The sequence below is a fragment of the Phycicoccus sp. Soil803 genome, from assembly GCF_001429685.1.
Lineage (GTDB): Bacteria > Actinomycetota > Actinomycetes > Actinomycetales > Dermatophilaceae > Pedococcus.
Map to the genome: position 1 here is coordinate 3,189,235 of NZ_LMST01000001.1, position 24,287 is coordinate 3,213,521.

Annotated in this window: 25 protein-coding genes; 9 read left to right on the forward strand and 16 right to left on the reverse strand. The window is 71.1% G+C overall.

Translation table 11 applies throughout. The features are described 5' to 3' along the window. Position 1 precedes the first annotated feature (1 nt). Positions 2 to 928, reverse strand: coding sequence for a 2-hydroxyacid dehydrogenase (locus ASG95_RS14735; RefSeq protein WP_057378937.1), 927 nt, complete (start codon positions 926 to 928; stop codon positions 2 to 4). A gap of 62 nt (positions 929 to 990) precedes the next feature. On the opposite strand from ASG95_RS14735, the gene ASG95_RS14740 reads away from it, so the two are divergent. Both ASG95_RS14740 and ASG95_RS14745 read left to right on the forward strand, forming a co-directional pair. Beyond that, positions 991 to 2,175 carry a sorbosone dehydrogenase family protein gene (locus ASG95_RS14740; protein ID WP_057377941.1) on the forward strand — a complete coding sequence of 395 codons (1,185 nt, stop codon included), beginning with the start codon at positions 991 to 993 and terminating at the stop codon, positions 2,173 to 2,175. Between the two features lie 79 nt (positions 2,176 to 2,254). After that, on the forward strand, positions 2,255 to 2,827 hold the full coding sequence (locus tag ASG95_RS14745) for a DUF937 domain-containing protein (protein ID WP_057377942.1): 573 nt from the start codon (positions 2,255 to 2,257) through the stop codon (positions 2,825 to 2,827). Between the two features lie 107 nt (positions 2,828 to 2,934). Here ASG95_RS14745 and gatB read toward each other — a convergent pair whose 3' ends face one another. From gatB to gatC, 3 genes are all read right to left on the reverse strand, one after another. Beyond that, complete coding sequence (gene gatB / locus ASG95_RS14750; protein WP_057377943.1) at positions 2,935 to 4,470, reverse strand: Asp-tRNA(Asn)/Glu-tRNA(Gln) amidotransferase subunit GatB; 1,536 nt, start codon at positions 4,468 to 4,470, stop codon at positions 2,935 to 2,937. Between the two features lie 2 nt (positions 4,471 to 4,472). After that, positions 4,473 to 5,990, reverse strand: a complete 1,518-nt coding sequence (gatA, locus tag ASG95_RS14755) for an Asp-tRNA(Asn)/Glu-tRNA(Gln) amidotransferase subunit GatA (protein ID WP_056922455.1) — start codon at positions 5,988 to 5,990, stop codon at positions 4,473 to 4,475. Positions 5,991 to 6,054: 64 nt separating this feature from the next. After that, positions 6,055 to 6,351 carry an Asp-tRNA(Asn)/Glu-tRNA(Gln) amidotransferase subunit GatC gene (gene gatC, locus ASG95_RS14760; RefSeq protein ID WP_056922454.1) on the reverse strand — a complete coding sequence of 99 codons (297 nt, stop codon included), beginning with the start codon at positions 6,349 to 6,351 and terminating at the stop codon, positions 6,055 to 6,057. A gap of 218 nt (positions 6,352 to 6,569) precedes the next feature. On the opposite strand from gatC, the gene mce reads away from it, so the two are divergent. From mce to ASG95_RS21425, 4 genes are all read left to right on the forward strand, one after another. Further along, the gene (mce, locus tag ASG95_RS14765; protein ID WP_056922453.1) at positions 6,570 to 7,010 is read left to right on the forward strand and encodes a methylmalonyl-CoA epimerase; all 441 of its coding nucleotides are present in this window, start codon (positions 6,570 to 6,572) and stop codon (positions 7,008 to 7,010) included. A gap of 178 nt (positions 7,011 to 7,188) precedes the next feature. Continuing rightward, positions 7,189 to 8,529 carry a crotonyl-CoA carboxylase/reductase gene (ccrA, locus tag ASG95_RS14770; RefSeq protein WP_057377944.1) on the forward strand — a complete coding sequence of 447 codons (1,341 nt, stop codon included), beginning with the start codon at positions 7,189 to 7,191 and terminating at the stop codon, positions 8,527 to 8,529. A gap of 48 nt (positions 8,530 to 8,577) precedes the next feature. Next, positions 8,578 to 9,936: an AI-2E family transporter gene (locus tag ASG95_RS14775; RefSeq protein WP_057377945.1), complete on the forward strand. Its 1,359-nt coding sequence runs from the start codon at positions 8,578 to 8,580 to the stop codon at positions 9,934 to 9,936. Between the two features lie 102 nt (positions 9,937 to 10,038). Further along, positions 10,039 to 10,575, forward strand: a complete 537-nt coding sequence (locus tag ASG95_RS21425; RefSeq protein ID WP_157582114.1) for a hypothetical protein — start codon at positions 10,039 to 10,041, stop codon at positions 10,573 to 10,575. 2 nt (positions 10,576 to 10,577) lie between these two features. Here the strand turns inward: ASG95_RS21425 and ASG95_RS14785 are convergent, their stop codons facing one another. The 4 genes from ASG95_RS14785 to ASG95_RS14800 form a co-directional block, all read right to left on the reverse strand. Beyond that, entirely contained in the window at positions 10,578 to 10,937 is a 360-nt protein-coding gene (locus tag ASG95_RS14785) for a hypothetical protein (protein WP_056922449.1), read from the reverse strand. A 107-nt stretch (positions 10,938 to 11,044) separates the two neighbouring features. Beyond that, complete coding sequence (locus ASG95_RS14790) at positions 11,045 to 11,344, reverse strand: hypothetical protein (protein WP_056922448.1); 300 nt, start codon at positions 11,342 to 11,344, stop codon at positions 11,045 to 11,047. A gap of 51 nt (positions 11,345 to 11,395) precedes the next feature. Further along, on the reverse strand, positions 11,396 to 13,174 hold the full coding sequence (locus ASG95_RS14795) for a 3-hydroxyacyl-CoA dehydrogenase family protein (RefSeq protein ID WP_056922447.1): 1,779 nt from the start codon (positions 13,172 to 13,174) through the stop codon (positions 11,396 to 11,398). 142 nt (positions 13,175 to 13,316) lie between these two features. Beyond that, positions 13,317 to 13,721 carry a hypothetical protein gene (locus ASG95_RS14800; RefSeq protein WP_056922446.1) on the reverse strand — a complete coding sequence of 135 codons (405 nt, stop codon included), beginning with the start codon at positions 13,719 to 13,721 and terminating at the stop codon, positions 13,317 to 13,319. Between the two features lie 80 nt (positions 13,722 to 13,801). Between ASG95_RS14800 and nucS the strand changes: the two genes are divergently transcribed. Next, on the forward strand, positions 13,802 to 14,497 hold the full coding sequence (nucS, locus tag ASG95_RS14805) for an endonuclease NucS (RefSeq protein WP_056922445.1): 696 nt from the start codon (positions 13,802 to 13,804) through the stop codon (positions 14,495 to 14,497). Between the two features lie 44 nt (positions 14,498 to 14,541). Here nucS and ASG95_RS14810 read toward each other — a convergent pair whose 3' ends face one another. The 8 genes from ASG95_RS14810 to ASG95_RS14845 all read right to left on the reverse strand — a co-directional run bounded on the left by ASG95_RS14810 (position 14,542) and on the right by ASG95_RS14845 (position 21,899). Next, entirely contained in the window at positions 14,542 to 15,165 is a 624-nt protein-coding gene (locus tag ASG95_RS14810) for a histidine phosphatase family protein (RefSeq protein WP_057377947.1), read from the reverse strand. A gap of 90 nt (positions 15,166 to 15,255) precedes the next feature. Next, positions 15,256 to 16,089: a class II fructose-bisphosphate aldolase gene (locus tag ASG95_RS14815; protein ID WP_057377948.1), complete on the reverse strand. Its 834-nt coding sequence runs from the start codon at positions 16,087 to 16,089 to the stop codon at positions 15,256 to 15,258. A 1-nt stretch (position 16,090) separates the two neighbouring features. Next, positions 16,091 to 17,014 (reverse strand): 1-phosphofructokinase family hexose kinase, encoded by a 924-nt coding sequence (locus tag ASG95_RS14820; protein ID WP_057377949.1) that lies wholly within the window; start codon positions 17,012 to 17,014, stop codon positions 16,091 to 16,093. Further along, on the reverse strand, positions 17,011 to 17,913 hold the full coding sequence (locus ASG95_RS14825) for an ROK family protein (RefSeq protein ID WP_082592650.1): 903 nt from the start codon (positions 17,911 to 17,913) through the stop codon (positions 17,011 to 17,013). Before ASG95_RS14825 ends, ASG95_RS14820 begins: the two co-directional genes overlap by 4 nt. Positions 17,914 to 17,930: 17 nt before the next feature. Then, entirely contained in the window at positions 17,931 to 18,743 is an 813-nt protein-coding gene (locus ASG95_RS14830) for a DeoR/GlpR family DNA-binding transcription regulator (protein ID WP_235543908.1), read from the reverse strand. After that, positions 18,740 to 19,624: a carbohydrate ABC transporter permease gene (locus tag ASG95_RS14835; protein ID WP_056922440.1), complete on the reverse strand. Its 885-nt coding sequence runs from the start codon at positions 19,622 to 19,624 to the stop codon at positions 18,740 to 18,742. Before ASG95_RS14835 ends, ASG95_RS14830 begins: the two co-directional genes overlap by 4 nt. Continuing rightward, a complete protein-coding gene (locus ASG95_RS14840; RefSeq protein WP_056922714.1) occupies positions 19,621 to 20,496 on the reverse strand; it encodes a carbohydrate ABC transporter permease in 876 nt (291 codons plus the stop codon). Before ASG95_RS14840 ends, ASG95_RS14835 begins: the two co-directional genes overlap by 4 nt. 134 nt (positions 20,497 to 20,630) lie before the next feature. After that, positions 20,631 to 21,899 carry an extracellular solute-binding protein gene (locus tag ASG95_RS14845; protein WP_235543909.1) on the reverse strand — a complete coding sequence of 423 codons (1,269 nt, stop codon included), beginning with the start codon at positions 21,897 to 21,899 and terminating at the stop codon, positions 20,631 to 20,633. 277 nt (positions 21,900 to 22,176) lie between these two features. Between ASG95_RS14845 and ASG95_RS14850 the strand changes: the two genes are divergently transcribed. Continuing rightward, positions 22,177 to 23,088: an SIS domain-containing protein gene (locus ASG95_RS14850; protein ID WP_056922439.1), complete on the forward strand. Its 912-nt coding sequence runs from the start codon at positions 22,177 to 22,179 to the stop codon at positions 23,086 to 23,088. Continuing rightward, positions 23,085 to 24,287 carry an N-acetylglucosamine-6-phosphate deacetylase gene (locus tag ASG95_RS14855; protein ID WP_082592652.1) on the forward strand — a complete coding sequence of 401 codons (1,203 nt, stop codon included), beginning with the start codon at positions 23,085 to 23,087 and terminating at the stop codon, positions 24,285 to 24,287. The genes ASG95_RS14850 and ASG95_RS14855 overlap by 4 nt, the downstream gene beginning before the upstream one ends.

The window sequence follows — 24,287 nt, forward strand, 5'->3', positions numbered from 1 at the left end:
GTCAGTCGCGCGCGACGAGGTTGCGCAGGGGCCGACCTGCGGCATACGCGCCGAGCTGCTCCTGGAGCAGCCGGGCCGCCCGCGGCATGAAGGCCGTCGACGCACCACCCACGTGGGGCGTGATGAACACGCCCGGCAGTCCCCACAGGGGGTGGTCGGCGGGCAGCGGCTCGGGGTCGGTGACGTCGAGGGCGGCCCGGATCCGGCCGGCAGTCGCGTGCCGCACGAGCGCGTCGGTCTCGACCACCCCACCACGGGCGACGTTGACCAGCAACGACCCGTCGGGCATCGCCGCCAGGAACTCGTCGTCGACCAGCCCGGCCGTCTGGTCGCTCAGGGGCACGATCACGACCACCACGTCGTGGTGTGGCAGCAGCTCCGGCAGCTCGTCGACCCCGTGCACCGAACGCACCAGCTCGTCGCCCGCCCGGGCGCGGCTGGCGACGGCGGTCACCTGCACCTCGAACGGTGTCAGCCGGGCCGCGACCGCTCGACCGATCGAGCCGTACCCGAGCACGAGAACCCGCTTGTCGGCCAACGACTCGTGGAACACCGAGGGCAGCCAGGTCCGCTCCCGTTGCGCCGCAACGAAGTCCGGGAAGTCGCGCAGGCTCGCCAGCGTCAGCGCTACTGCGAGCTCGGCGGTCGAGGCGTCGTGGACCCCCGTGGCGTTGGCCAGCCGCACGCCGTCGGGCAGCACGGCGAGGACGTTGTCGTAGCCGGCGGTGAGCAGCTGCACCAGCTCGAGGTGCGGCAGCTGTGACAGGACCGCGAGCCGCTCGCCGGCACCGATGTAGGGCGGCACGACCACCCTGACCTCGTCGGCACGGTCGGGCACACCGTCGAGGTCCCAGACCGCCAGCTCGATGCCGGAGACCGGGCCCACGGCATCGACCCACTCCGGTCCGGGCAGGGTCACGAGAGTCATGTCCAGCACGGTAGCCCCGTCTCCATCGGCGTTCGCAGGGACCCCATCCCGCACAATGGGGTATGCCGCGTGCACCAGTCCATCCGAGGCGCAAGGGTCCAGGGCGCACCTCCGCCGGGGCCGCAACCGCCTCCGTGGTCGTCGGTGTGCTGTTCGTCAGCGGCTGCTCGGGCGACGACCCCGGCCCGACGGGAACGGTCTCGGCTCCCCGGATCAGCACCTCCGCGACCTCGAGCGCCTCGACGACCACGAGCCCGTCGACGACCGCGAGTCCGACGAGTGCTGCCGCCACCGCGACCATCGCCAAGGACCTCGACGTCCCGTGGGGCCTGGCGTTCCTGCCCGACGGGTCGGCCCTCGTCACGTTGCGCGACGAGGGGCGGCTCCTGCAGGTCCGGGCCGGCCAGGCTCCGAGGGTCCTGGGCGAGGTCCCCGGGGTCACCCCGGACGGCGAGGGCGGGTTGCTCGGCGTCGCGGTCTCCCCCGACTTCGCCACCGACCAGAGCATCTTCGTCTACTTCACGGCGGCCGACGACAACCGCGTCGTGCGGCTGACCTTCGCGGACGGCGCCGCGACCCGGCCCACTGTGGTGCTGCGCGGCATACCCAAGGCCGGCCACCACAACGGCGGGCGACTCGCCTTCGGTCCCGACGGCTACCTCTACGTCACGACCGGTGACGCGGGGAAGTCGGACCGGTCGCAGGACAAGGAGGCCCTCGGCGGCAAGATCCTCAGGATCACCAAGGACGGCAAGCCCGCTCCCGGCAACCCCTTCGGCGCCTCCCCGGTCTGGAGCTACGGGCACCGCAACGTGCAGGGCATCGCGTGGGCACCCGACGGGCGGATGTTCGCCAGCGAGTTCGGCCAGAACACGTGGGACGAGCTCAACCTCATCCAGCCCGGCCGCAACTACGGCTGGCCGGTCGTCGAGGGCAGGGCCGGACGCTCGGGCTTCACCGACCCCCTCGTCCAGTGGGCGACCTCCGACGCCTCACCGAGCGGGATCGCCGTGACCGAGGGCGCCGTCTGGATGGCCGCCCTCAGGGGCGAGTCGCTGTGGCGGGTCCCGTTGACCACCAACGGGGTCGGCAGGCCCGACCGGCTGCTCGAGGGCAGGTACGGCCGACTGCGTGATGCGGTGACGGCGCCCGACGGTCGGCTGTGGGTGCTGACCAGCAACACCTTCCGTGGCACCCCTGCCGCCGACGACGACCGGGTCGTCGCGTTGTCGCTCGACGACTTCTAGGCCTGCCCCGCGGACGGCGGCGCGGTACCTTGACGCCAGGCGCGGCCATGGCGGCCGACCACCTCAGAAGGGGGCACCCATGTCAGCAGTGGACGAGATCCTGTCGCAGGTCGACCTCGACCAGCTCGCGCAGCAGGTGGGGGCCGACCCCGCGGACGTCGAGCAGGCTGCCAGGACCGCACTACCGGCCCTGCTCGGGGGCCTCGACGCCAACGCGGCCGACCCGGCAGGTGCGGCTTCGCTCGCCGAGGCGCTGGGCCAGCACGACCCGGCGCTGGTCGAGGGCGGCGTCGACCTCGGCCAGGTCGACCCGGCCGAGGGCGACAAGATCGCCCAGCACATCTTCGGCGACAACCGCGACCAGGTGGTCAGCCAGCTCGGGGGTGTCAGCGGGTCAGCAGGCAAGGGGATCGTCGCCAAGCTGATCCCGATCCTCGCGCCCATCGTGCTGTCCTGGCTGGCCAAGAAGGTGCTCGGGGGCGCGGCCGACGCCTCCCGGTCGCCGTCCGCGAGCGCGGGCGGCGGCGGGCTCGGCGACATCCTCGGTCAGGTCCTCGGCGGGGCGACCAAGGGCACGCAGTCCGGCGGGGTCGACACCGGGTCGATCATCACCGACGTGCTCGGCGGCCTGCTCGGCGCCGGCCGCCGCTGACCCCGCCTCGCGACCACGTCTCGCGACCACGTCTGTTGGAAGTGGAACTACCGGATATCCGGTAGTTCCACTTCCAACAGAGGCTCAGCGGGTGCGGTGAGCGGACGTCAGGTCAGCTTGGCGAGGATCAGCTCGCGGGCCTTGCCGGCATCGGCCTGGCCCTTCATCTCCTTCATCACCTGACCGATGAGCGCACCAGCCGCCTGGACCTTGCCGTCGCGCACCTTCTGGGCGACCTCGGCGTTGGCCTCGATGACCTTGTCGACGGCGGCCTCGAGCGCACCGTCGTCCTGCACGAGCTCCAGACCGCGGGCGTCCGCCACCTCGGTCGGTGCGCCCTCGCCGGCGATCACGCCCTCGAGCACCTGACGGGCCATCGAGTCGTTGAGCCGGCCGTCCCGGACCAGCCCGTCGAGCTCGGCGATGTGGGCGGGGGTGACGCCGAACTCCTCGACGCTCCGGCCCTCGACGTTGGCGCGGCGGGCCAGCTCACCGGTCCACCACTTGCGCGCCCCGGCCGGCGTGGCGCCAGCGGCCACGGTCTCCTCGATGAGGGCGACCGCGCCGGCGTTCATCACGTCGCGCATCTCCAGATCGCTGTAGCCCCAGTCGTTCTGGAGGCGGCGCCGACGCTCACCGGGAGGCTCGGGCAGGGTGCCCCGCAGCGTCTCCACGGTCTCGCGGGTCGGGGCCACGGGCACCAGGTCGGGCTCAGGGAAGTAGCGGTAGTCCTCGGCGTCCGACTTCTCGCGACCGCTGGTCGTGACGCCGGTGTCCTCGTGCCAGTGCCGCGTCTCCTGGGTGATCTTGTCGCCCCTGTCGAGGATCGCCGCGTGGCGGGTGATCTCGTAGCGGACGGCCCGCTCGACGCTGCGCAGCGAGTTGACGTTCTTGGTCTCGGTGCGCGTGCCGAGCGGCACGTCGTCCTGCGACTGGTCGCCGGTCGCGCGCGGGCGCAGGGAGACGTTCGCATCGCAGCGCAGCGAACCCTGCTCCATCTTCACGTCGGAGACCCCGAGGGCTCGGAGCAGCTCACGCAGGGCGCCGACGTAGGCCTTGGCGACCTCGGGTGCACGCTTCCCCGCGCCGGTCAGCGGCTTCGTCACGATCTCGATGAGCGGGATGCCAGCGCGGTTGTAGTCGACCAGCGAGTGGTCGGCACCGTGGATGCGACCGGTCGCGCCGCCGATGTGCAGCGACTTGCCGGTGTCCTCCTCCATGTGGGCGCGCTCGATCTCGACGCGGTAGGTCGTGCCGTCCCCGAGCTCGACGTCGAGGTGGCCCTCGAAGGCGATCGGCTCGTCGTACTGGCTGGTCTGGAAGTTCTTCGGCATGTCCGGGTAGAAGTAGTTCTTCCGGGCGAACCGGCACCACTCGGCGATCTCGCAGTTGAGCGCGAGGCCGATCCGGATGGCCGACTCGACGGCCTTCTCGTTGACCACCGGCAGGGCCCCGGGCAGGCCGAGGCAGACGGGGCAGACCTGGCTGTTGGGGTCGGCCCCGAACCCGGTCGCGCACCCGCAGAACATCTTCGTCGCGGTGTTGAGCTCGACGTGCACCTCGAGCCCCATCACGGGGTCGTAGCGCTCGAGGGCCTCGTCGTAGTCGACGATCTCCTCGGCAACGGACGTGGCGCTGCTCATGGTCACGCTCCCTTCGCGGTCAGCTGGGGCGCCTTGGCCAGCAACGGCCCACCCCATCGGTCGACGAGCATCTTCTCGAGCGCGGCACCCACGTTGTAGAGACGCTCGTCCTGGGTCGCTGGGGCGAGGATCTGGATGCCGGTGGGCAGCCCGTCCTCGTCGGCCAGACCGCTGGGCAGCGACATGCCGGGCACGCCCGCGAGGTTGGCCGGGATGGTGGCGACGTCCTGGAGGTACATCGACATCGGGTCGTCCAGCTTGTCGCCGAGCTTGAACGCGGTGGTCGGGGCCGTCGGGCTCACCAGCACGTCGACCTGCTCGAAGGCGGTGGAGAAGTCGTTGGCGATGAGCCGGCGCACCTTCTGGGCCTGACCGTAGTAGGCGTCGTAGTAGCCGCTCGACAGGGCGTAGGTGCCGAGGATGATGCGGCGTTTGACCTCGTCGCCGAAGCCGGCGTCACGCGTGGCCGCCATGACCTGCTCCGCGCTCGGGTCCTCAATCCCCTCGGGCAGCACCCGCAGGCCGTAGCGCATGGCGTCGAACTTCGCGAGGTTCGAGGACGCCTCACTCGGCAGGATCAGGTAGTAGGCGGCCAGCGCGTAGTCGAAGCTCGGGCAGGACACCTCGACGACCTCGGCCCCGGCCTCCTGGAGCAGGGTGACCGACTCGTCGAACCGGGCGCGCACGCCGGCCTGGTAGCCCTCTCCCCCGAGCTCCTTGATGACGCCGACCTTGAGCCCCTTGACGTCGGCGCGCCGTGCGGCCTCGACGACCGAGGGCACCGGGGCGTTGATCGAGGTGGAGTCCATCGGGTCGTGGCCACCGATGACCGAGTGCAGCAGCGCGGCGTCGAGCACGGTCCGCGTGCACGGACCGGCCTGGTCGAGGCTCGAGGCCAGGGCCACGAGGCCGTAGCGCGAGACACCACCGTAGGTCGGCTTCACGCCGACGGTGCCCGTCACCGAGGCCGGCTGGCGGATCGACCCACCGGTGTCGGTGCCGATCGCCAGCGGTGCCTCGTATGCCGCGACCACGGCCGAGGAACCACCTCCCGACCCGCCGGGGATCCGGGTGAGGTCCCAGGGGTTGTGGGTGGGTCCGTAGGCCGAGTGCTCGGTCGAGGACCCCATCGCGAACTCGTCCATGTTGGTCTTGCCGAGGATCGGCATGCCGGCTGCCTTGAGCCGCGACACGAGCGTGGCGTCGTAGGGCGGGATCCAGCCCTCGAGGATCTTGGAGCCGCACGTCGTCGGCAGGCCCTTCGTCGCCATGACGTCCTTGACGGCGATCGGGACGCCGGCGAGGACGTGCAGGTCCTCGCCGGACGCCCGGCGCTCGTCGACGGCCCGGGCCGCGTCGAGCGCGCCTGCGCCGTCCACGTGGAGGAACGCGTGCACGTCGGCGTCGACCGCGGCGATCCGGTCGAGGTGGGCCTGGACGACCTCGACGGAGCTGAGCTCCTTCGAGGCGATGGCATGAGCCAGCTCAGCGGCGCTGAGGCGGGTGGGGTCGGTGTTCACGAGGGTCGTCCTTGGTCTGTCGCAGGGTCTGTCGCTGGGTGGGACGCGCGCTCGGCGCGGTCGCTCAGTCTTCGTCCAGGATGCGGGGCACCGAGAAGCGCTGCTGCTCCTTCTCGGGAGCAGCAGCCAGGGCGGCCTCGGCACCGAGGGACGGGCGGACCTCGTCGGGACGCGTGACGTTGGTCAGGGGCAGCGGGTGCGACATCGGCTCGATCTCGTCGGCGGCCACCTCCTGCACCTTGGCCACGGACTCGAGGATGACGCCCAGCTCGCCGACCATGCGGTCGAGCTCGGCGTCGGACAGGTCGATGCGGGCGAGGCCGGCAAGGTGCGCGACGTCGTCCCGGGACAGTGCGGACATGGGCGCCAGTCTAGGGGCCTCGCGCACGACGAACCGTCCCCGGGCGTGCTCGGCCGGCACCCGCGGGAGGCTCCGGGCCTGTCCCGTGGGGGCACCACCACACCACCACCGTGACCCGGCGGGCCGTCGCCGATCCGGGCCTGCCGGGTCACCCCTCGTGGCGACCACCACACGACTCACCCCTGTCTGCCAGGCGGCCGGGTGCCTACGGTGGTGGCATGACCCGCCTGCCGATCGACCTGTTCACGGCCATCGACCACGTGGGGGTCGCGGTGCGCGACCTCGACGAGGCGATCGCCTTCTACCGCGACACCTACGGCATGACGCTGGCGCACGAGGAGGTCAACGAGGAGCAGGGCGTGCGCGAGGCGATGATGGCCGTGGGCGGCAGCGGCTCCCACATCCAGCTGCTCGCGCCGCTCTCCCCGGAGTCGACGATTGCCAAGTTCCTCGACCGCTCAGGCCCCGGCGTGCAGCAGGTCGCCTACCGGGTCGAGGACGTCGAAGCCGTCAGCCAGGTGCTGCGTGACCGGGGCCTGCGCCTGCTCTACGACGAGCCGCGACGGGGGACCTCGAACTCCCGCGTCAACTTCATCCACCCCAAGGACGCCGGCGGCATCCTCGTGGAGCTGGTCCAGCCCGCGCACGAGACGCACTGACCGCCAGCGGGGACCCAAGGCTGGGACTGCCCACGCGGCATACCCGGTCCGTGAGCCCGCCGAGGCAGGCGGCGGGTGAGGTAGGTCACCGCGTGACCGGAGTCTCACCGGGCCCCGGATCGCCTTACCCAGCAGTAGTTTCGGCTGCACGTGCCGACGACGCCGAGGAGCCACACCGATGCAGGAAATCCGCGACGCCATCCTCTCCGGGGACCGCACCCAGGAGACGTATGCCGGGCTGTCCATCCCCGAGTCCTACCGCGCCGTGACGGTGCACAAGGACGAGGTCGAGATGTTCGAGGGCCTGGCCAGCAAGGACAAGGACCCCCGCAAGTCGCTGCACCTCGACGACGTGCCGGTGCCCGAGCTCGCGCCGGGTGAGGCCCTGGTGGCCGTCATGGCCAGCGCCATCAACTACAACACCGTGTGGACCTCGATCTTCGAGCCGGTGTCGACCTTCGGCTTCCTCGAGCGCTACGGCCGCACCTCCGAGTTCGCCAAGCGGCACGACCTGCCCTACCACGTGGTCGGCTCCGACCTGGCCGGCGTCGTCCTGCGCACCGGCCCCGGGGTGACCAAGTGGACGCCAGGCCAGGAGGTCGTGGCGCACTGCCTGTCCGTCGAGCTCGAGGACGCCGACGGCCACAACGACACGATGCTCGACCCGCAGCAGCGCATCTGGGGCTTCGAGACCAACTTCGGCGGCCTCGCCGAGCTCGCCATCGTGAAGTCGAACCAGCTGATGCCCAAGCCCGCCCACCTGTCGTGGGAGGAGGCGGCCTCCCCCGGGCTCGTGAACTCCACGGCCTACCGCCAGCTGATCTCCAAGAACGGCGCGGCGATGAAGCTCGGCGACCGCGTGCTCATCTGGGGCGCCTCCGGCGGCCTCGGGTCCTACGCCACCCAGATGGCCCTGGCCGGCGGGGCGACCCCCATCTGCGTCGTCTCGTCGCCCGAGAAGGCCCAGATCTGCCGCGAGATGGGTGCCGAGCTCATCATCGACCGCAACGCCGAGGGCTACCGGTTCTGGAACGACGGCAACACCCAGCAGGACCCGCGGGAGTGGCAGCGGCTGGGCAAGAAGATCCGCGAGCTGACCGGCGGCCACGACGTCGACATCGTCTTCGAGCACCCCGGCCGGGAGACCTTCGGTGCGAGCGTCTACGTCGCACGCAAGGGCGGCACGATCGTCACCTGTGCGTCCACCTCCGGATACATGCACGAGTACGACAACCGCTACCTGTGGATGAACCTCAAGCGGATCATCTCGAGCCACTTCGCCAACTACCGCGAGGCGTGGGAGGCCAACGAGCTGATCAACCGCGGGCTCATCCAGCCGACGCTGTCGAAGACCTACGGCATGGACGAGGTCGGCCAGGCGGCCCTCGACGTCCACCGCAACGCCCACCAGGGCAAGGTCGGCGTCCTCACCCTGTCGCCCGAGGCTGGCCTCGGCGTCACGGACACCGAGAAGCGCGCGGCCCTGCTCCCGCAGATCAACCGCTTCCGCAACGCCTGACCTGCGCCTTCGCGGGCTGGGCGGGTGTCGGTGCCATAGGGTCGTCGCATGTCAGTGCTCGACCGGTGGAGAGAGTTCCGGCGCGCCCAGCGGGACGCGTTGCGGGCCAGCAACCACCCCCACGACCGCTCCGAGCAGTCCGGCGAGTGGGGTGAGCTGCTCGCCGACATCCTGCCCTCGCGCCGTCAGCCAGCGGGAGCGACCGGCGCGGCCAGCGAGCCCGGCGACCAGCCCGACGGGGTGCCCACCGACGGCACGACGTCCCCATCGGGCCACGCCGACCTGGGCGTGGGAGTCCGCGAGCGCGAGGACGACGCCGAGCGCTCGCCCGATGACGACGGCCGTCGCTACGGGCGCGCCGGGCGCCCCCTCAACCGCCAGTCGCCGTTCTACATGGGCTTCGTCGGCGCGATCGGCGTGCTCACGGCCGTGCTCCTCTGGCACACGCTCGGCCGGCTGACCACCGTCCTGACCCTCGTCGTCATCGCGTTCTTCCTGGCCCTCACGCTCAACCCGCTCGTCGAGTTCCTCACCCGCCACGGGCTCAACCGCGCAGGTGCGGTCGCCCTGGTCTTCGCCGGGGTGGTGGCGGTGTTCACGCTCCTCGGGCTCGTCGTGGTGCCGCCGGTCATCTCGCAGGGCACCGACCTCGCCCAGAAGGCGCCCGACTACCTCGACCAGATCCTCCAGAGCCGCTTCGTGAAGGACCTCGACCAGCACTACGGCGTGGTCGACAAGATCCAGGCCGAGTTCAACAAGCGGATCACCGACGGCAACTTCCTCAGCCAGGTCTTCGGCGGCGTGCTCGGCGTCGGCGCGGCCGTCATCGGCGGGATCTTCCAGGCCTTCACGGTGCTGGTCCTCACGCTGTTCCTGCTCGCGTCGTTCCCCCGCGTGAAGCAGGGCGCCTACGCGATCGTCCCCGCCTCGCGTCGTCCGCGGGTGATCTCGCTGTCCGAGGAGATCATGCGACGCACCGGCTCCTACGCCATCGGCCAGGTCGCCGTCGCGACGATCAATGCCATCTGCTCGTGGATCATGATGATGATCGTCGGCATCCCGTATGCCGCGGTGCTGGCCGTCGCGGTCGGCTTCCTCGGCCTGATCCCCATGGTGGGTGCGACCGCCGGCGCGGCCGTCGTGTGCCTGGTGGCGATCTTCGACGAGCCCAAGAAGGCGGTCATCGCCCTCATCTACTACGTCGTCTACCAGCAGCTCGAGAACTACGTCGTGGCACCGAGGATCATGCAGCGCACGGTCTCGGTGCCTGGCGCGGTGACGGTCGTCGCCGCCCTCGCCGGCGGCACGCTGCTCGGCGTGCTCGGCGCGCTGCTGGCGATCCCGGTCGCCGCCGGCCTGCTGCTCCTCTACGAAGAGGTCCTGCTGCCCCGCCAGCGCCGCCACTGACCTGAAGCGACGGGCCCGCGGGCATCTGCGCCACCACAGCCACTGATCGCCCCTTGAGACCAATGCCACTCGCGACCTGGCGCCGTCAGTGATACTGGCTGGATGCAGGGGACGGGGTTCTTGGGGCGTCTTGAGCAGCGCTGGTCACGACGGCAGGACGAGCGGCGCGACGACGAGCTCTTCGGCGAGCTCTTCGAGGCGCAGTCCGAGGTTCACATCCGTGCCACCGGTCAAGCCGTCTGGGATCTGGTCGAGGCAGACGGCGTTGAAGCGCTTCTCCTGGAGGGCCATCGCGTGAAGCTGTTCACCGTCCCTGGCACGGCCGTGGACGGTCACGACAGGACCCTCTTCGTGTTCCGCACGACCGATCAGGGACAGCTTGCCGTGCTCGAGTCGGATGTCCTGACCCAGCTCCCGCCGAGCCTGTCCGTCCGCCGGTCACGGACCGAACGGGTGTCGACGATCGAACGTCACGAACTGACCGACGCAGCCGGCGGGTGCCGCTATGTCGTCCGTTTCGAGTCAAAGGTCCCCGTCGGCTTCACTCGGAAAGTGGGGACCAAGCTCCAGGAGGCGCTCGACGCGTACGTGACCAGGGTCAAGGTCCTCGTCGAGGCGGGCGGTGGCGCGCCGGGCTGACCTCAGAGGAACAGCAGGACAGTGCGGGCGATGCCGAGGGGTGGGCCGAAGGGCAACGCGAACCCGACCCAGTAGGCGAGCTCGAACGGCAGGAGGGCGATCGACAGGGCCTTCGCGCCGGGGGCGTCAGCCAGGATCAGGACGCCCAGCACCACCTCGGCAGCGCACACGAGAACGAAGCCCACCACCAGCGCCACCGAGGTTGGGATGCCCCAGCGCTCGAACGGGCCGCCACCGTAGGTCGGGAAACCGACGAACGTCCAGACCTCACCGGTGCGGGCAAGGTGCAGCGCGCCGAAGACGCCGGGGAGGCCGAACCCCAGGCCGAGCACGAGCGAACAGACCGCCGCCGCCACTCTCATGGAGCCAGCATCCTCCGCACGTCGGTCCCCGCGAAACAGGTTCGCGCCGAGTCGTCATTGGGCACGCGTGCCGCGCGGCTGGCCCCCCTGGCGCGCCGAGTCAGCGGTCAGCGGGTGGCGCCGCGGGTGTGGCGGCGGTCGCGGGCCTCCCAGCAGGGCGTGTGCCAGTGCCGTCGGTCGTCGAGACCGCCCATGCCCTCAGCCGGCCAGGCGACCACGTGGGGCGTGCCGATCGGGATGTTCTGCTGGCAACCCGGGCACAGGTACGCCCGGCTCGCCCCACTGCCGGTGACGCGGCGCACGAACCACTCGGCACCGGCATACAGCTCCCGCCGCGCGGTGCCCCCGACCGCTCGGTCGAGGTTCAGCGGGGCGTCGTCACGGCGACGCCGGTTGGCGCGGGGCATGGGTCCAGTCTCCCAGAGGCCGCACGGCCCGAAGGCCGCACCCGACCCGGCTCAGGCGTAGGTGCGGAAGCCGCGACCGGTCTTGCGACCGAGGTAGCCGGCCGTGACCATGTGCTCGAGCAGCGGCGCCGGGGCGAACCCGGGCTCGCGGAACTCGAGGTAGAGCTCGCGCTGGATCGCCAGGGACACGTCGTTGCCGACCACGTCGAGCAGCTCGAACGGCCCCATCGGCAGGCCACAGCCGGTCTTCATGGCGGTGTCGATGTCGTCGGCGGTGGCGTAGTTGGCGCTGAGCATCTTCACGGCGTCGTTGAGATAGGGGAACAGCAGCGCGTTGACGATGAAGCCCGAGCGGTCACCGCAGGTCACGGCATGCTTGCCGACCTTGGCACACACGTCCTGGATGGTGGCCACGACGTCGGCGGCGGTCGAGACGGTGTGGACGACCTCGACGAGCTTCATGACCTGGGCCGGGTTGAAGAAGTGCATCCCGATGACGTCCTCGGGCCGCGTCGTGGCGGCCGCGCAGTCGACGACGGGCAGCGACGAGGTGGTGGTGGCCAGGATCGCGCCCGGCTTGCAGATCTCGTCGAGGTTCTCGAACAACGCCTTCTTGACGGCGAGGTCCTCGACGACCGCCTCGACCACGAGGTCGACGGTGGCCAGGGCGTCCAGCGAGGTGGTGCCGGTGAGGTGGGACAGCGCCTCGGCGCGGGCCGACTCCTCGAGCTTGCCGCGCTGCACCGCTTTCTCGAGCGACTTGGTGATCGCCGCGGTGACGGCGTCGACCTTGGCCTGGCTGCGGGTCACGTAGGTGACGTCGTAGCCGGCCTTGGCGAAGACCTCGATGATGCCGGTGGCCATGGTGCCGGAGCCCACGACCCCGACCGTGCGGACCTCGCGCAGGGCCACGCCCGCGTCACCTGCGGGGCGCGGCGTGAGGGAGTCGTCGACGACCTGGCTGCTGCCCGGCTCGGCGTAGGTGTAGAACCCGCGCCCGCTCTTGCGGCCCTTGAGGCCGGCGCTGACCATCTGCTTGATGACCGGGCTGGGGGCGTGCAGCCGGTCCCGGCCCTGCTTGTACATCGTGTCGAGGATCTCGTAGGCGGTGTCCAGGCCGATGAGGTCCATCAGCGCCAGCGGTCCCATCGGGTAGCCGCAGCCGAGCTTCATCGCCGCGTCGATGTCCTCGCGGCTGGCATAGCGCGACTCGAACATCGAGACGGCGTGGTTGAGGTAGCCGAAGAGCAGGGCGTTGGCGATGAACCCGGCCTTGTCGCCGACGATGACCGGCTGCTTGCCGAGCCGCAGGGCCAGGGCCTTGACGTCCTCGAAGACCTCGTCCTCGGTGACGACCGTGCGGATGACCTCGACGAACTGCAGCACGGGCGCGGGGTTGAAGAAGTGCATGCCGACGACCCGCTTGGGGTTGCCGGTGGCCACCGCGATCTCGGTGACCGACAGCGACGAGGTGTTGGTCGCGAGGATGGCGTCGGGGCCGACGATCGCGTCGAGCTTGCCGAAGACGTCCTTCTTGAGGTCGAGGTGCTCCGGGACGGCCTCGACGACCAGCTCACACTCCGCGAGGTCGTCGAGGCTCGAGGTGAACAGCACGCGCGAGTGCAGCGCCGCCTGGTCCTCCTCGCTCAGCTTGCCGCGGCTGACGGCCCGGCCGGTGGAGTGCTCGAGCACCCCACGGCCCTTCTCGACCGCCGCCTCGTCGACCTCGACGGCGACGACGTCGATGCCGTTGCGGGCGAACACCTCGACGATGCCGGCACCCATGGTGCCGAGACCGATCACTCCGACCTTGCTGAACTCACGAGCCATGCGGCGAGTCTGGCAGAGCGGGTATGCCGCGTGGACCCCTGGGCAGCGTGACGGTCACCACCCCGGCCCCGAAGCCCGAGTCTTTGATGGGTTGACCACACCCTGGTGTGGCCAACCCATCAAAGACCTGCGGGAAGCCGGGTCACCAGTCGTGGCCGGCGCCGATCAGGGCGGACTCCATGTGGAACCGCTGCTCGCGGGACAGGCCGCGGATCGCCACGGGCACCGGGATGCCGACGGCCCGGCAGTAGTCCCGCAGCGCGTGGTCGTAGGCCAGCCTGGCCGCCATCAGCCGCTCCGCCTTGCGGGGCTGGTCGCCCGCCTCGACGCGGCGGATGTGCGCGGCCAGCCGGCTCAGCTCCATGGCCAGCAGGATGGGCGGGATGGGTTCGGGCACAGGGCGCCGCAGGTCGCGCCGTGCCTGGTACCTCGTGACGGCTGGCTGCACGAGCCGGGGTGGCTGGCCCGTCGTGAGCCAACGCACCCCGCTCACGAGGGTGCCCATCACGAGGACGAGACCGGCGACGTTGCCCAGGACGTTCGGCATACCAGCTCACCTCTGTGCTCCGAGTGTGCGCCACCGACCCCGCACGACGCAACGGTTGGCTGCCCGTAGAGTGACCCCTCGTGCGGCTGGTCATAGCGAAGTGTTCGGTGGACTACGAGGGCCGGCTGACGGCCCACCTCCCCCTGGCGACGAGGTTGCTCCTCGTCAAGGCGGACGGGTCGGTGCTGGTCCACAGCGATGGTGGTTCGTACAAGCCGCTCAACTGGATGTCTCCTCCGTGCGCGATGGCCGAGGTGTCCCCCGAGGAGCACGAGACCGCGGACGGCGTCACGGCCGTCTGGCTGGTGCAGCACGCCAAGTCGGAGGACCGGCTCCGGGTGCTCATCCACGAGGTGCTGCACGACTCGTCGCACGAGCTCGGGGTCGACCCCGGGCTGGTCAAGGACGGGGTCGAGGCCCACCTCCAGAAGCTCCTGGCCGAGCACATCCACACCCTCGGCGACGGCTGGAGCCTGGTGCGTCGCGAGTACATGACCGCCATCGGACCGGTCGACATCCTGTGCCGTGATGCCGCCGGGGCCTCGGTGGCCGTGGAGATCAAGCGGCGGGGTGACATCGACGGCGTCGAGCAGCTCACCCGCTACCTCGAGCTGATGAACCGCGACCCGCACCTGTCACCGGTGACCGGGGTCTTCGCGGCGCAGGAGATCAAGCCGCAGGCGCGCACGCTGGCGACCGACCGGGGCATCCGTTGCGTGACGCTGGACTACGACGCGCTCAAGGGCATCGACAACAGCGAGCACCGGCTGTTCTAGTCGTCGGGGCGGCGCTGGCACACCCTGTGCAGGTGGCGCCGGGGTCAGACGACCGCGCGGTCGGTCGAGCCCGGCCAGGTACGGACGTCGAAGCCGTCACCGTCGACCGCCACCTCGGCCACCCCGCAGTTGGGCAGGAACTTGGCGCCGGCGAGGTCCCCGCGGAGGTGGCTGGACAGCCGCGGCAGGGCGAACGACATGACGCCACCGTGCGAGAAGACCAGGACGGTCTCGCCGCGGAACTGGTCGGCGATCGACAGCAGCGCCTCCCGGTAGCGGGTGAGGACCTCCTCCCCCGTCTCCCCGCCGGGGATGCAGCGCCTGGTGTCGCCGTGCAGCCAGGCCTTGAAGACCGAGTGCAGCTGGGGGTCGTCGTGCGGCCGGCCCGCCAGGGCACCGACCGAGAACTCCTCGAGCCCCTCGACCGCGCGCGAGTCGACCCCCAGGACCTCGGCCGCGACCGCGCCGGACTGGACGGCGCGCACCAGCGGGCTGGTGCGGACCGCGGCCACCCTTCGGCCGACCAGGGACTCGGCCAGGGCAGTGGTCTGCTCGATCCCCTTGGGCGACAGCCACCCTCCCTCGTCGGACAGCACCGAGGGGTGTCCGTACTCCGCGTCGCCGTGGCGGGCGACGAGGAGCGTGGCGGCACACTGCAGGTCACTCATGCGTCGAGGGTATGCCGGGCAAGCCCGTTCCCTGCCGCGCGGCCGGGCCGTTCGCGCCGTGCGGCGGGTTCGCCGTGCCGCGGACACCCGTCAGCGCAGCGCGACCAGCACCAGCAGCCGGGCCGCCTCGGCGCGCACGGCAGCGCGCGCCGGCCCGAGGTACTTGCGGGTGTCGACCAGTGCGTCGTCGGCCGCCAGCCGCTCACGCACGGCTGCGGTGAAGACGGCGTTCAGGTGCGTCGCGATGTTGATCTTGGTCATTCCCGCGCGCACCGCCGCCCGGATCCCGTCGTCAGGCACCCCCGACGAGCCGTGCAGCACCAGTGGGACGGGCACCTGCGCCGCGATCGCCGCGATCAGGTCGAGGTCGAGGACCGCGGTGCGGTGGGTCATCGCGTGGGAGGACCCGACGGCCACCGCCAGCGCGTCCACGCCGGTGTCGCGGGCGAACTGGGCCGCCTCGTCCGGTCGCGTCCGGACTCCCGGGGCGTGCACGCCGTCCTTGCCCCCGATCTCGCCGAGCTCTGCCTCGACGCTCACCCCCGCGGCGTGGCAGCGGTCGACGACCGCCCGCGTGACGGCACGGTTCTCGCTGTCCTCGAGGGTCGACCCGTCGAACATCACCGACGTGAAGCCCGCACCGAGCGCCTCCTCGACCAGGTCGGTGCTCACGGCGTGGTCGAGGTGGAGCACCACGGGGACGGTGGCCGCCTCGGCCAGCACGCGGGCCGCCGCCGCGAGCGGGGCCAGGGCTCCGTGGAAACGCACGGTGTTCTCGCTGACCTGCAGGACGACGGGCAGGCCCACGTCCTCGGCCGCCCCGACCAGGGCCTGCGCATGCTCGAGGTGGATGACATTGAAGGCCGCCACCCCGCGCCCCTGCGCCCGCGCCTCCGCGAGCACCCCTGCCAGATCAGCCAGCACGTCAGTCCCTCCAGATCGTCACGTCGGAACCCAGGCGGGCGACGTCATCGGCCGACACGACGCCCGCGACAGGCTGCAGCACCGCCGCCGCGGACCAGGCCACGGCGTTGCGCAGCACCAGCTCGGGCGGCTCCCCCGCCAACAAGCCCGCGGCCACCGCGGCCACGGCGGCGTCGCCGGCCCCGGTGGGGTTGCCGCGCAGTGCGTGGCGGAGTGCAGCCCGCAGCACCGGACCCTGCGCTGGGACCCAGACCATGCCGTCCGGCCCCAGCGAGACCAGCACGTCCCCGGCCCCGCGGTCCTGGAGCAGACGGGCACCCGCGACCGGGTCGTCGCTCCCGGTCGCCTCGGCGAGCTCGTCGCGGTTGGGCTTGACCACGTCCGGACCAGCGGCGACCCCACCGAGCAACCCGTCGCCGGAGGCGTCGAGGACCACCCGGCAGCCGGCGGCGTGACCGGCCGCCACGAGCTGGGCGTACCCGTCGGGCGGAAAGCCCGGTGGGACGCTGCCGGAGGCGACCAGCACCGCGGCACCGTGCTCGACGAGCACCCGACCGGTGTGCGCGACGACCGAGTCCCACTGGCCGGGGGCGCAGGGCGCACCGGGTTCGTTGAAGGCGGTCGCCTCGCCGTCGGCCCGCGAGACGACGGTGACCGTGCGCCGGGTCTCGACCGGGCTCGTCAGGCACGAGTGCCGTATGCCGCGTGCGTCGAGGTCGGCGAGCAGCCGTTCGCCGGCGGCTCCCCCGACCAGGCCCACCGCCAGCACCGGCTGTCCCTGGCCGGTGAGAACCGACGAGACGTTCAGCCCCTTGCCGCCCGCCACCTCGCGGACCTCGAGCACGCGGTGGCTGCGGTGGACCGTGAGGCGCTCGACGGCATACGTGACGTCAAGGGCCGGGTTGGGCGTGACGGTGACGATCACGTGCGATCCCACGCCAGGCAGGAGGCGCCCAGGCATCCGGCGCGGTCCCCGAGCGCGGCCTGCACAATGGTGGGGCGCCGCTGGAACGTGAGGGCGGACTCGACCGCGCTGCGCAGCGGGCGCAGCAGCACCTCACCGCTGCGGCTCAGTCCGCCACCCACGACGACTCGCTCGACCCCGGTCAGGGTGACCGTCGCGACGACCGCCCGGGCCAGCGCGTCGACGGCCCCCTGCCACACGCTGGTGGCCGGCAGGTCTCCGCCCGCCACGAGCTCCGCGACGGCAGCGGCGTCACGCCGGGTGCCGGTGCTGGCCGCGTAGGCCGACTCGACCGCTGCGGCCGACGCGACGGCCTCGAGGCATCCCCGCCCTCCGCAGCCACAGCGGGGACCGCCGGGCTCGACGACCAGGTGACCCAGCTCGCCGCTCCAGCCGTCGGCCGAGATGACCCGTCCGTCGAGCAGGAGCGCGCCGGCCACTCCCGTGCCGATCGCGACGAAGACGGCGTTCGAGGCGAGCCGGGCGGCGCCGAACCTGGCCTCGGCCACCAGCCCGGCACGCACGTCGTGGCCGAACGCGACCGGGAGCGCGAGGACCCGCTCCAGCGGTTCGGCGACGGGCAGGTCGCGCCAGCCCAGGTTGGCCGACCATCGCGCCAGGCCCCTGCCGTCGTCGACGATCCCCGGCACGACCAGTCCCACCGCGGCGACGGCGACCTCGTGGCCGTCCCGGGTCGCGGCGTCCCGCAGCGCGCCCACGGTGTCGACCGCGGCGTCCACCAGGGCGCCGTCGACGTCGAGGCGCTCGGGAGTGGGTCGAGTGAGGGCCACGACCTCGACTCCTTCGCGGGTCACCAGGGCTGACTTGATCCGCGTGCCGCCCACATCGATCGCGGCCACGACAGGACGATCCACCCTCAGACCACCTGCACCGTGACACCCGCGGCCCGCAGGTCGGAGACAGCATCGTCGGGAGCGCTGGAATCGGTGACCAGCAACGAGATCCGCTCGGTCGGGCAGATCCGCGCGAACGCCCGGCGGCCGACCTTGTCGCCCGTCGCGACGACGACGACCCGGTCCGCGCGCTGGACCATGAGCGAGTTGATGCCGGCCTCCCCCTCGTGCTGGCAGGTGGCCCCGCCCGCGCTGGAGACCCCGTCGACGCCGAGGACGACTGTGTCGAGCCACAGCTCGCCCAGCACCATGGCGGCGAGCGGACCCGAGAGCTCGTAGGACTCCTGCCGCGCCACGCCCCCCAGCGACACGCAGCGGATGAAGGGTCGCAGCACCATCTCGGTGGCGATGTTGAGCGCGTTGGTCACGACGGTGACCGCGGGGCGCCTCGAGCTGGCCGCGAGGTCGGCTCGGGCCGCGAGCCGTCGCGCGGTCGCGCTGGTCGTCGTGCCCCCGTTGAAGCCCACCACGGTGCCCTCCGGCACGAGGTCGGCCGCATGGGCTGCGACCCGCTCCTTGGCCGAGTCGCTCCCCGCGAGCTTGTAGCGGGCCGGCAGCTCGTACGCCACCGCGCTGGCCACGACCCCGCCGTGGGTGCGGGTCACCAGCTGCTGGGCGGCGAGCTCGCCGAAGTCGCGCCGCACCGTGGCCTCCGAGACACCGAGCGCCTCCACGACCTGGGCCACGCTGAGCCGGCCGTGCTCGGCGAGGAGGGCGAGCAGGGCACCCCAGCGGGCGCCGCGATCCATGCCGCCGCGCACCTCGAGCTCGCTCACTTGACCGCCCCCGACGTGAGCCCGCCGACGAGGTGCTTCTCGATGACCGCGAACAACACCACGACCGGGACGATCGCGACGATGGAGGCGGCGAACAGCTGGTCCCAGTTCTGCTCATAGCCGGTGACGTAGGAGTTGATGCCGACGGTCAGGGGTTTCTTGTCGTCACTGAGCATCAGGGTGAGCGCGACGACGTACTCGTTCCAGGCCGCGATGAACGTGAAGATCGTCGCCGTGACCAGGCCCGGCAGCGTCAGTGGCAGCATGACCCGCCACAGCCGACCGAGCCGGCCCGCACCGTCGAGCTCGGCGGCCTCCTCGATCTCGCGCGGGATCGAGGCGAAGAAGCCGTGCAGGATCCAGATCGCGAAAGCCAGGTTGAAGGCGGCGTTGGTGAGGATCAGCGCCTGGTAGGTGTCGACCAGGGTGAGGGCGTAGAACTCGCGGTAGATGCCCACGACCAGCGAGGTAGGGGCGAACATCTGGGTCACGAGCACGAGGAACAGGAACGCCATCCGGCCGCGAAACCGGAACCGCGCGGTGAAGTAGGCCGCCGGGATCGCCACCACCACGACGATGGCGGTCGAGGACAGCGAGATCACCAGCGAGCTCTTCAGCCAGGCGAGGAAGCGCTCGTCACCGAGCACCTCGGAGAACGTCGTCCACTTCCACTGCTCCGGGAGCAGGGACGGCGGCGTCTTCACCACGTCGCTGCTCGGGCGGAACGCGTCGAGCAGCATCACGAGGTAGGGCCACAGGAAGGCGAAGGCGACGACCAGGCCGATGATCGGCATGACCCACGGCCGGACGCCCCGCCACCCACCCGGTCGCGGACGACGGACGGTGGGGGCGGCCGGCAGGCCGGTGGACGTGCTGCTCATGACTCCTCCTCGCGCCAGCTGGACACCCGGAGGTAGACGAGCACCGCCACCAGGATCAGGCACACGTTGAACAACCCGGCTGCCGCGGACTGGCCCACGTCCTTCTCGGCGCTCTTGAAGGCGAGCTTGTACATGAACGTGATCGTCGTGTCGTGACCGAACCCGGGGTTGGACTCGTTGAGCGTGTAGATGATCGGGAAGCTGTTGAACACGTAGATCATGTTCAGGACGGTCGCGACGAGGATCGCGGGTCGCAGCAGGGGCAGCGTGATCTGCCGCCAGGTCTGCCAGGCCGAGGCACCGTCGATGCGCGCCGCCTCGTAGACGTCGCCAGGTATCGCGTTGAGCCCGGCGACGAAGACGTAGGCGGTGAACGGGATGGAGACGAACACCCCCACCACGATCATCGACGGCATGATCAGCCGGTCGCTGCCGATGAAGTCGATCGGGGTGTCGATGACGTGCAGCTTGAGGAGCACGGCGTTGAGCGTGCCGTAGTAGTAGCTGTAGATCAGGCTGAACAGCCGGGCGGTGATCACGAGCGACGCGGCCCAGGGCACGATCACCGCCCACCTGACGATGCGCCGTCCCCAGAACTCCTTGGTGAGGAACTGGGCGACACCCAGGCTGATGAGGATCGTGAGCGCGACCACCGCGACCACCCAGACGACCGTGTTGGTGAGCACCGTGGTGAGGCTGTCGTTGGCCAGGACGTTGCGGAAGTTGTCGAGGCCGGCGTCGCCCTTGCGCAGCCCGGTGATCGAGTAGCGCGACAGGGAGGCACGGACCAGCTCGACCGCCGGCCACACGACCACGCCGAGGACCAGCGCGAGTGCCGGGGCCAGCCAGAGCAGGGCGATCCACCCGGACACGCCGGAGGTGTGTCGCCGCCGCGCTGTGCGTCGCCGGCCACCGACCGGCTCGGCCGGCGAGGAGGGGGCCGCCGGGGCGGGTGCGGCCGGACCTCCGACCGCACCCGCCCCTGCGCCGATGGGCTGGGTCACGCTCAGCCGCCGGCCTCGGCGGACTGCTGCAGCTTGTCCAGCACCGCCTTCGGGTCACCGGTGATGGCCGTGCCGAGGTTCTGCTGCACGGCGAGCTTCACCTTGTCCCACGTGGGGTCGTCGGTGGGCGTCAGGTGCGCGTTCGGCAGGGTCTCGAGGTAGGTCTTGAGCGCGGCGTCGGAGGAGAACTCCTGGATGCCGGACTTGGTGACCGGCAAGAACCCCTCGGCCTTGATGAACTGGTTGACCTGGTCCTTCTGGTAGTAGAGGTCGTAGAACGCCTTGACCGCGTCCTGGTTCCCCTTCTTCTTGAAGGCCATCAGGTAGTCGGTGACACCGAAGGTCTGCGGCTCGCCGCCCTCGGCCTTGGTCGGCATCGGGGCGACGCCGTAGTCGACCTTCTTGTCCTTGTCGAGGGTGCCCGCGAGCGGAGAGAAGCCGACGACCATGCCGACCTTGCCTGACGCGAACAGGTCGAAGGCGTCCTGGCGGTTGGTCTTGCCGGGGTTGTTCTGGGTGAGCTTCTTGGCGGCCAGGGTCTTGAGGAAGGTCAGCGTCTCGACGTTCTCAGGGCTGTTGATCGACCACTTGCCGTCCTTCTTCCAGTCACCGCCGTTGTTGAACAGCCAGATGGAGAACTCGCCCTGCGCCTCCTCGGGGCCCAGCGGGAGGCCGTAGCCGATGTTGCCCTTGCCCAGGTCCTTGATCTTCTGGGCGTCGGCCTCGAACTCGGCCCACGTCTTCGGCGGCTCGGCGATGCCGGCCTCCTTGAAGAGGGTCTTGTTGTAGAACATGGCCCGGGCGGAGCTCAGGTCGGGCATGCCGTACATCTTGCCGTTGTAGGTGCCCGACTTCACGAAGGCCTCGAGCAGGTCGGACTTCACCGAGTCGGACAGCACCTCGTCGGAGCTGTACAGGAGGTCGTCCTTCGCGTAGCTCGCGTAGGCGTTGAGGTTGAGGATGTCCGGCGGGTTGTTGTTCTGGACCATGGTGGAGCTCTGCTGGTCGATGTCGTCCCAGCTGACGATCTGCACCTGCAGGGTGTTGCCCGTCTTGGTCTTGTAGGCCTGGGCGAACTGGTCCCAGAAGGCCTTCGTGTGGTCCTTGGAGTACTCGGCCGCGACCAGCTTGATGGTCGTGGCCTTGCCCCCCGATCCGCCGCCGTCGGCGGTACCGGCTCCCTGCCCGCCGCCGCAGGCAGCCAGCCCAAGGCCGGCTGCCGCGGTCGCCGCGACCAGCGCCGCTCCCCGGAGGTGTCGTCTCGTGCTCACGTGTCTACCTCGATCTCTGTCGGTTCTCGTGTCGACCCGGCCTCGTGGCCGTGATCGTTTCGTAGCGGTTGCCGCGTTGTTCGCTCACAACTGCGAGGTTCGACAGCCACAGTGGCCCCGGTGATCGGCGCTCGTCAAGGGGTCTGCAGCGACATTTTCGTGCAGTTGCCCTGATCAACCGGGCGAAATGCGGATCAAACCGGCCTGGTCTTGACTGATCGAATCTGATGGTTAAAGATTCGTAACAGTCGTCTTCACTCATCCAAGGAGTCATGTCGTGGTTGACCGCCCCGCTGCCCACCTGGCCGCCGAGATCGCCACCCAGCCGGGTGACTGGCGGGCCGTGCTGGCCCGCGTCGACGAGGCGCTGGCCGTCCTCCCACCCCGCGGTGCCCGGGTGGCCGTCACCGGCTGTGGCACGTCCTTCTACATGGCGCAGGCCTACGCCACGCTGCGAGAGACCTCCGGCACCGGCCCCACCGATGCCTTCGCGGCCAGCGAGTACCCGCTCGGGCGCGACTACGACCACGTCGTGGCCATCTCGCGCTCGGGCACCACGACCGAGGTCATCGACCTGCTCGAACGGCTGCGTGAGCGCTCCGACGGCCCGACCACCACGGCCCTCGTCGCCACGGCGGGCACCGCCATCCCCGACCTGGCCACCCACGCGCTCCTGCTCCCCGAGGTCGACGAGCACTCCGTGGTGCAGACCCGGTTCGCCACCACGACCCTCGCGCTGCTGCGAGCCACGCTGGGCGAGGACCTCAGCGCCGCCATCGCCGACGCCGAGGCCGTGCTCGCCGAGGACGGCTCCACGGCGCTCGAGGGTGTCCGCGAGGCCGAGCAGGTCACCTTCGTCGGCCGGGGCTGGACCGTGGGCCTGGCCCACGAGGCCGCCCTGAAGCTGCGCGAGTCGGCCCAGTTCTGGACGGAGTCCTATCCCGCGATGGAGTACCGGCACGGCCCGATCAGCATCGCGACGACCGGGCGGGCGACGTGGGCCTTCGGTGAGGTCCCTGCCGGCCTGGACGAGGACGTCCGGGCGACCGGCGCACACTTCGAGCACCGTGCCATCGACCCGCTCGCCGACCTGCTGCGGGTGCACCGGCTCTGCCTGGCCAAGGCCGAGCAGGCCGGCGTGGACCCGGATCGACCCCGACACCTGTCTCGGTCCATCATCCTCACGTGACCCCTTCCGCTGCCGACCCCCGCCGACTGCTCCTGACCGGGCGAGTCGTCACCCCCGAGGGGGTCGTCGGGGACGGGGCGGTCGCGGTGGAGGGCGCCCGCGTCGCGTATGCCGGTGCCCGGGCCTCGCTGCCCCCGGCGTGGGTCGACGTGGCCGAGCCGGACGGCTGGCAGGCCGGCCTGACCCTGCTGCCCGGGCTCGTGGACCTCCACTGCCACGGAGGCAACGGAGGCGAGTTCGGTCCCGACCCTGCGAGCGCGCACCGGGCCGCCCGGCACCACCACCAACACGGCACCACCACGATCGTGGGCTCCCTCGTGTCCGCGCCGGCGACCACGCTGCTCGAGGGTGCCCGGACGCTCGGTGACCTCGTGCGCAGCGGCGAGCTGGCCGGCATACACCTCGAAGGGCCGTTCCTCTCGACCGCGCGGTGCGGGGCGCAGAACCCCGCCGCGCTGGTCGACGCCGACGTCGCGCTCATCGACGCCCTCGCTGACGCCGCGGGCGACGGGGCCTTCGCGCAGATGACCTGGGCCCCGGAGCGGGCCGGCGGGGACGAGGTGCCGGCGGCCCTCGCTGCTGTCGGCGCCGTGGGGGCGGTCGGTCACACCGACGCCGACTTCGACGCCACCGCCCGAGCCCTCGACGCGGTGGCCGCGTCCGGCGTGCGGGGTGGCCTGCCCCTCGCGACGCACCTCTTCAACGGTATGCCGCCGCTGCTGTCCCGCTCCCCGGGCCCCGCGGGTGCCGCGATCGCTGCCGCAGCCCGCGGCCGGGCGGTCGTCGAGGTGATCGCCGACGGAGTGCACCTCGACGGTGGCACGGTGCGGATGCTCTTCGACACGGTCGGCCCCGAGCACCTCGCCCTGGTCAGCGATGCGATGTCCGCGAGCGGCCTGCCCGACGGCGCCTACACCCTCGGTGGGCTCGACGTGACACTCAGCGGTCGGGCGGTGCGACTGACCGGCAACGGCAGCCTGGCCGGTGGGGTGAGCACGCTGCTCGACCAGGTGCGGTGGCTGGTCCACGACCTCGGCATCCCCCTGGTCGACGCGGTGGCGGCAGCCTCCGCCACGCCGGCCCGGGCCCTCGCCCTGGCGGGGTCGGGAAGCCTGGCACCCGGACAGCACGCCGACCTGCTGGTGGTCGACTCCCAGCTGGTCCTGCAGCGGGTCCTGCGCCACGGCAGCTGGCTCTGA

Bases quoted from the DNA above. Each gene is read 5' to 3' on its own strand.
- ASG95_RS14810 (WP_057377947.1), bottom strand. From the start codon at position 15,165: ATGAGTGACCTGCAGTGTGCCGCCACGCTCCTCGTCGCCCGCCACGGC.
- ASG95_RS21425 (WP_157582114.1), top strand. From the start codon at position 10,039: ATGCAGGGGACGGGGTTCTTGGGGCGTCTTGAGCAGCGCTGGTCACGA.
- ASG95_RS14745 (WP_057377942.1), top strand. From the start codon at position 2,255: ATGTCAGCAGTGGACGAGATCCTGTCGCAGGTCGACCTCGACCAGCTC.
- ASG95_RS14800 (WP_056922446.1), bottom strand. From the start codon at position 13,721: ATGCCGAACGTCCTGGGCAACGTCGCCGGTCTCGTCCTCGTGATGGGC.
- ASG95_RS14740 (WP_057377941.1), top strand. From the start codon at position 991: ATGCCGCGTGCACCAGTCCATCCGAGGCGCAAGGGTCCAGGGCGCACC.
- ASG95_RS14785 (WP_056922449.1), bottom strand. From the start codon at position 10,937: ATGAGAGTGGCGGCGGCGGTCTGTTCGCTCGTGCTCGGCCTGGGGTTC.
- ASG95_RS14735 (WP_057378937.1), bottom strand. From the start codon at position 928: ATGACTCTCGTGACCCTGCCCGGACCGGAGTGGGTCGATGCCGTGGGC.
- gatB (WP_057377943.1), bottom strand. From the start codon at position 4,470: ATGAGCAGCGCCACGTCCGTTGCCGAGGAGATCGTCGACTACGACGAG.
- ASG95_RS14795 (WP_056922447.1), bottom strand. From the start codon at position 13,174: ATGGCTCGTGAGTTCAGCAAGGTCGGAGTGATCGGTCTCGGCACCATG.
- ASG95_RS14775 (WP_057377945.1), top strand. From the start codon at position 8,578: ATGTCAGTGCTCGACCGGTGGAGAGAGTTCCGGCGCGCCCAGCGGGAC.
- gatC (WP_056922454.1), bottom strand. From the start codon at position 6,351: ATGTCCGCACTGTCCCGGGACGACGTCGCGCACCTTGCCGGCCTCGCC.
- ccrA (WP_057377944.1), top strand. From the start codon at position 7,189: ATGCAGGAAATCCGCGACGCCATCCTCTCCGGGGACCGCACCCAGGAG.
- ASG95_RS14835 (WP_056922440.1), bottom strand. From the start codon at position 19,624: ATGAGCAGCACGTCCACCGGCCTGCCGGCCGCCCCCACCGTCCGTCGT.
- ASG95_RS14790 (WP_056922448.1), bottom strand. From the start codon at position 11,344: ATGCCCCGCGCCAACCGGCGTCGCCGTGACGACGCCCCGCTGAACCTC.
- mce (WP_056922453.1), top strand. From the start codon at position 6,570: ATGACCCGCCTGCCGATCGACCTGTTCACGGCCATCGACCACGTGGGG.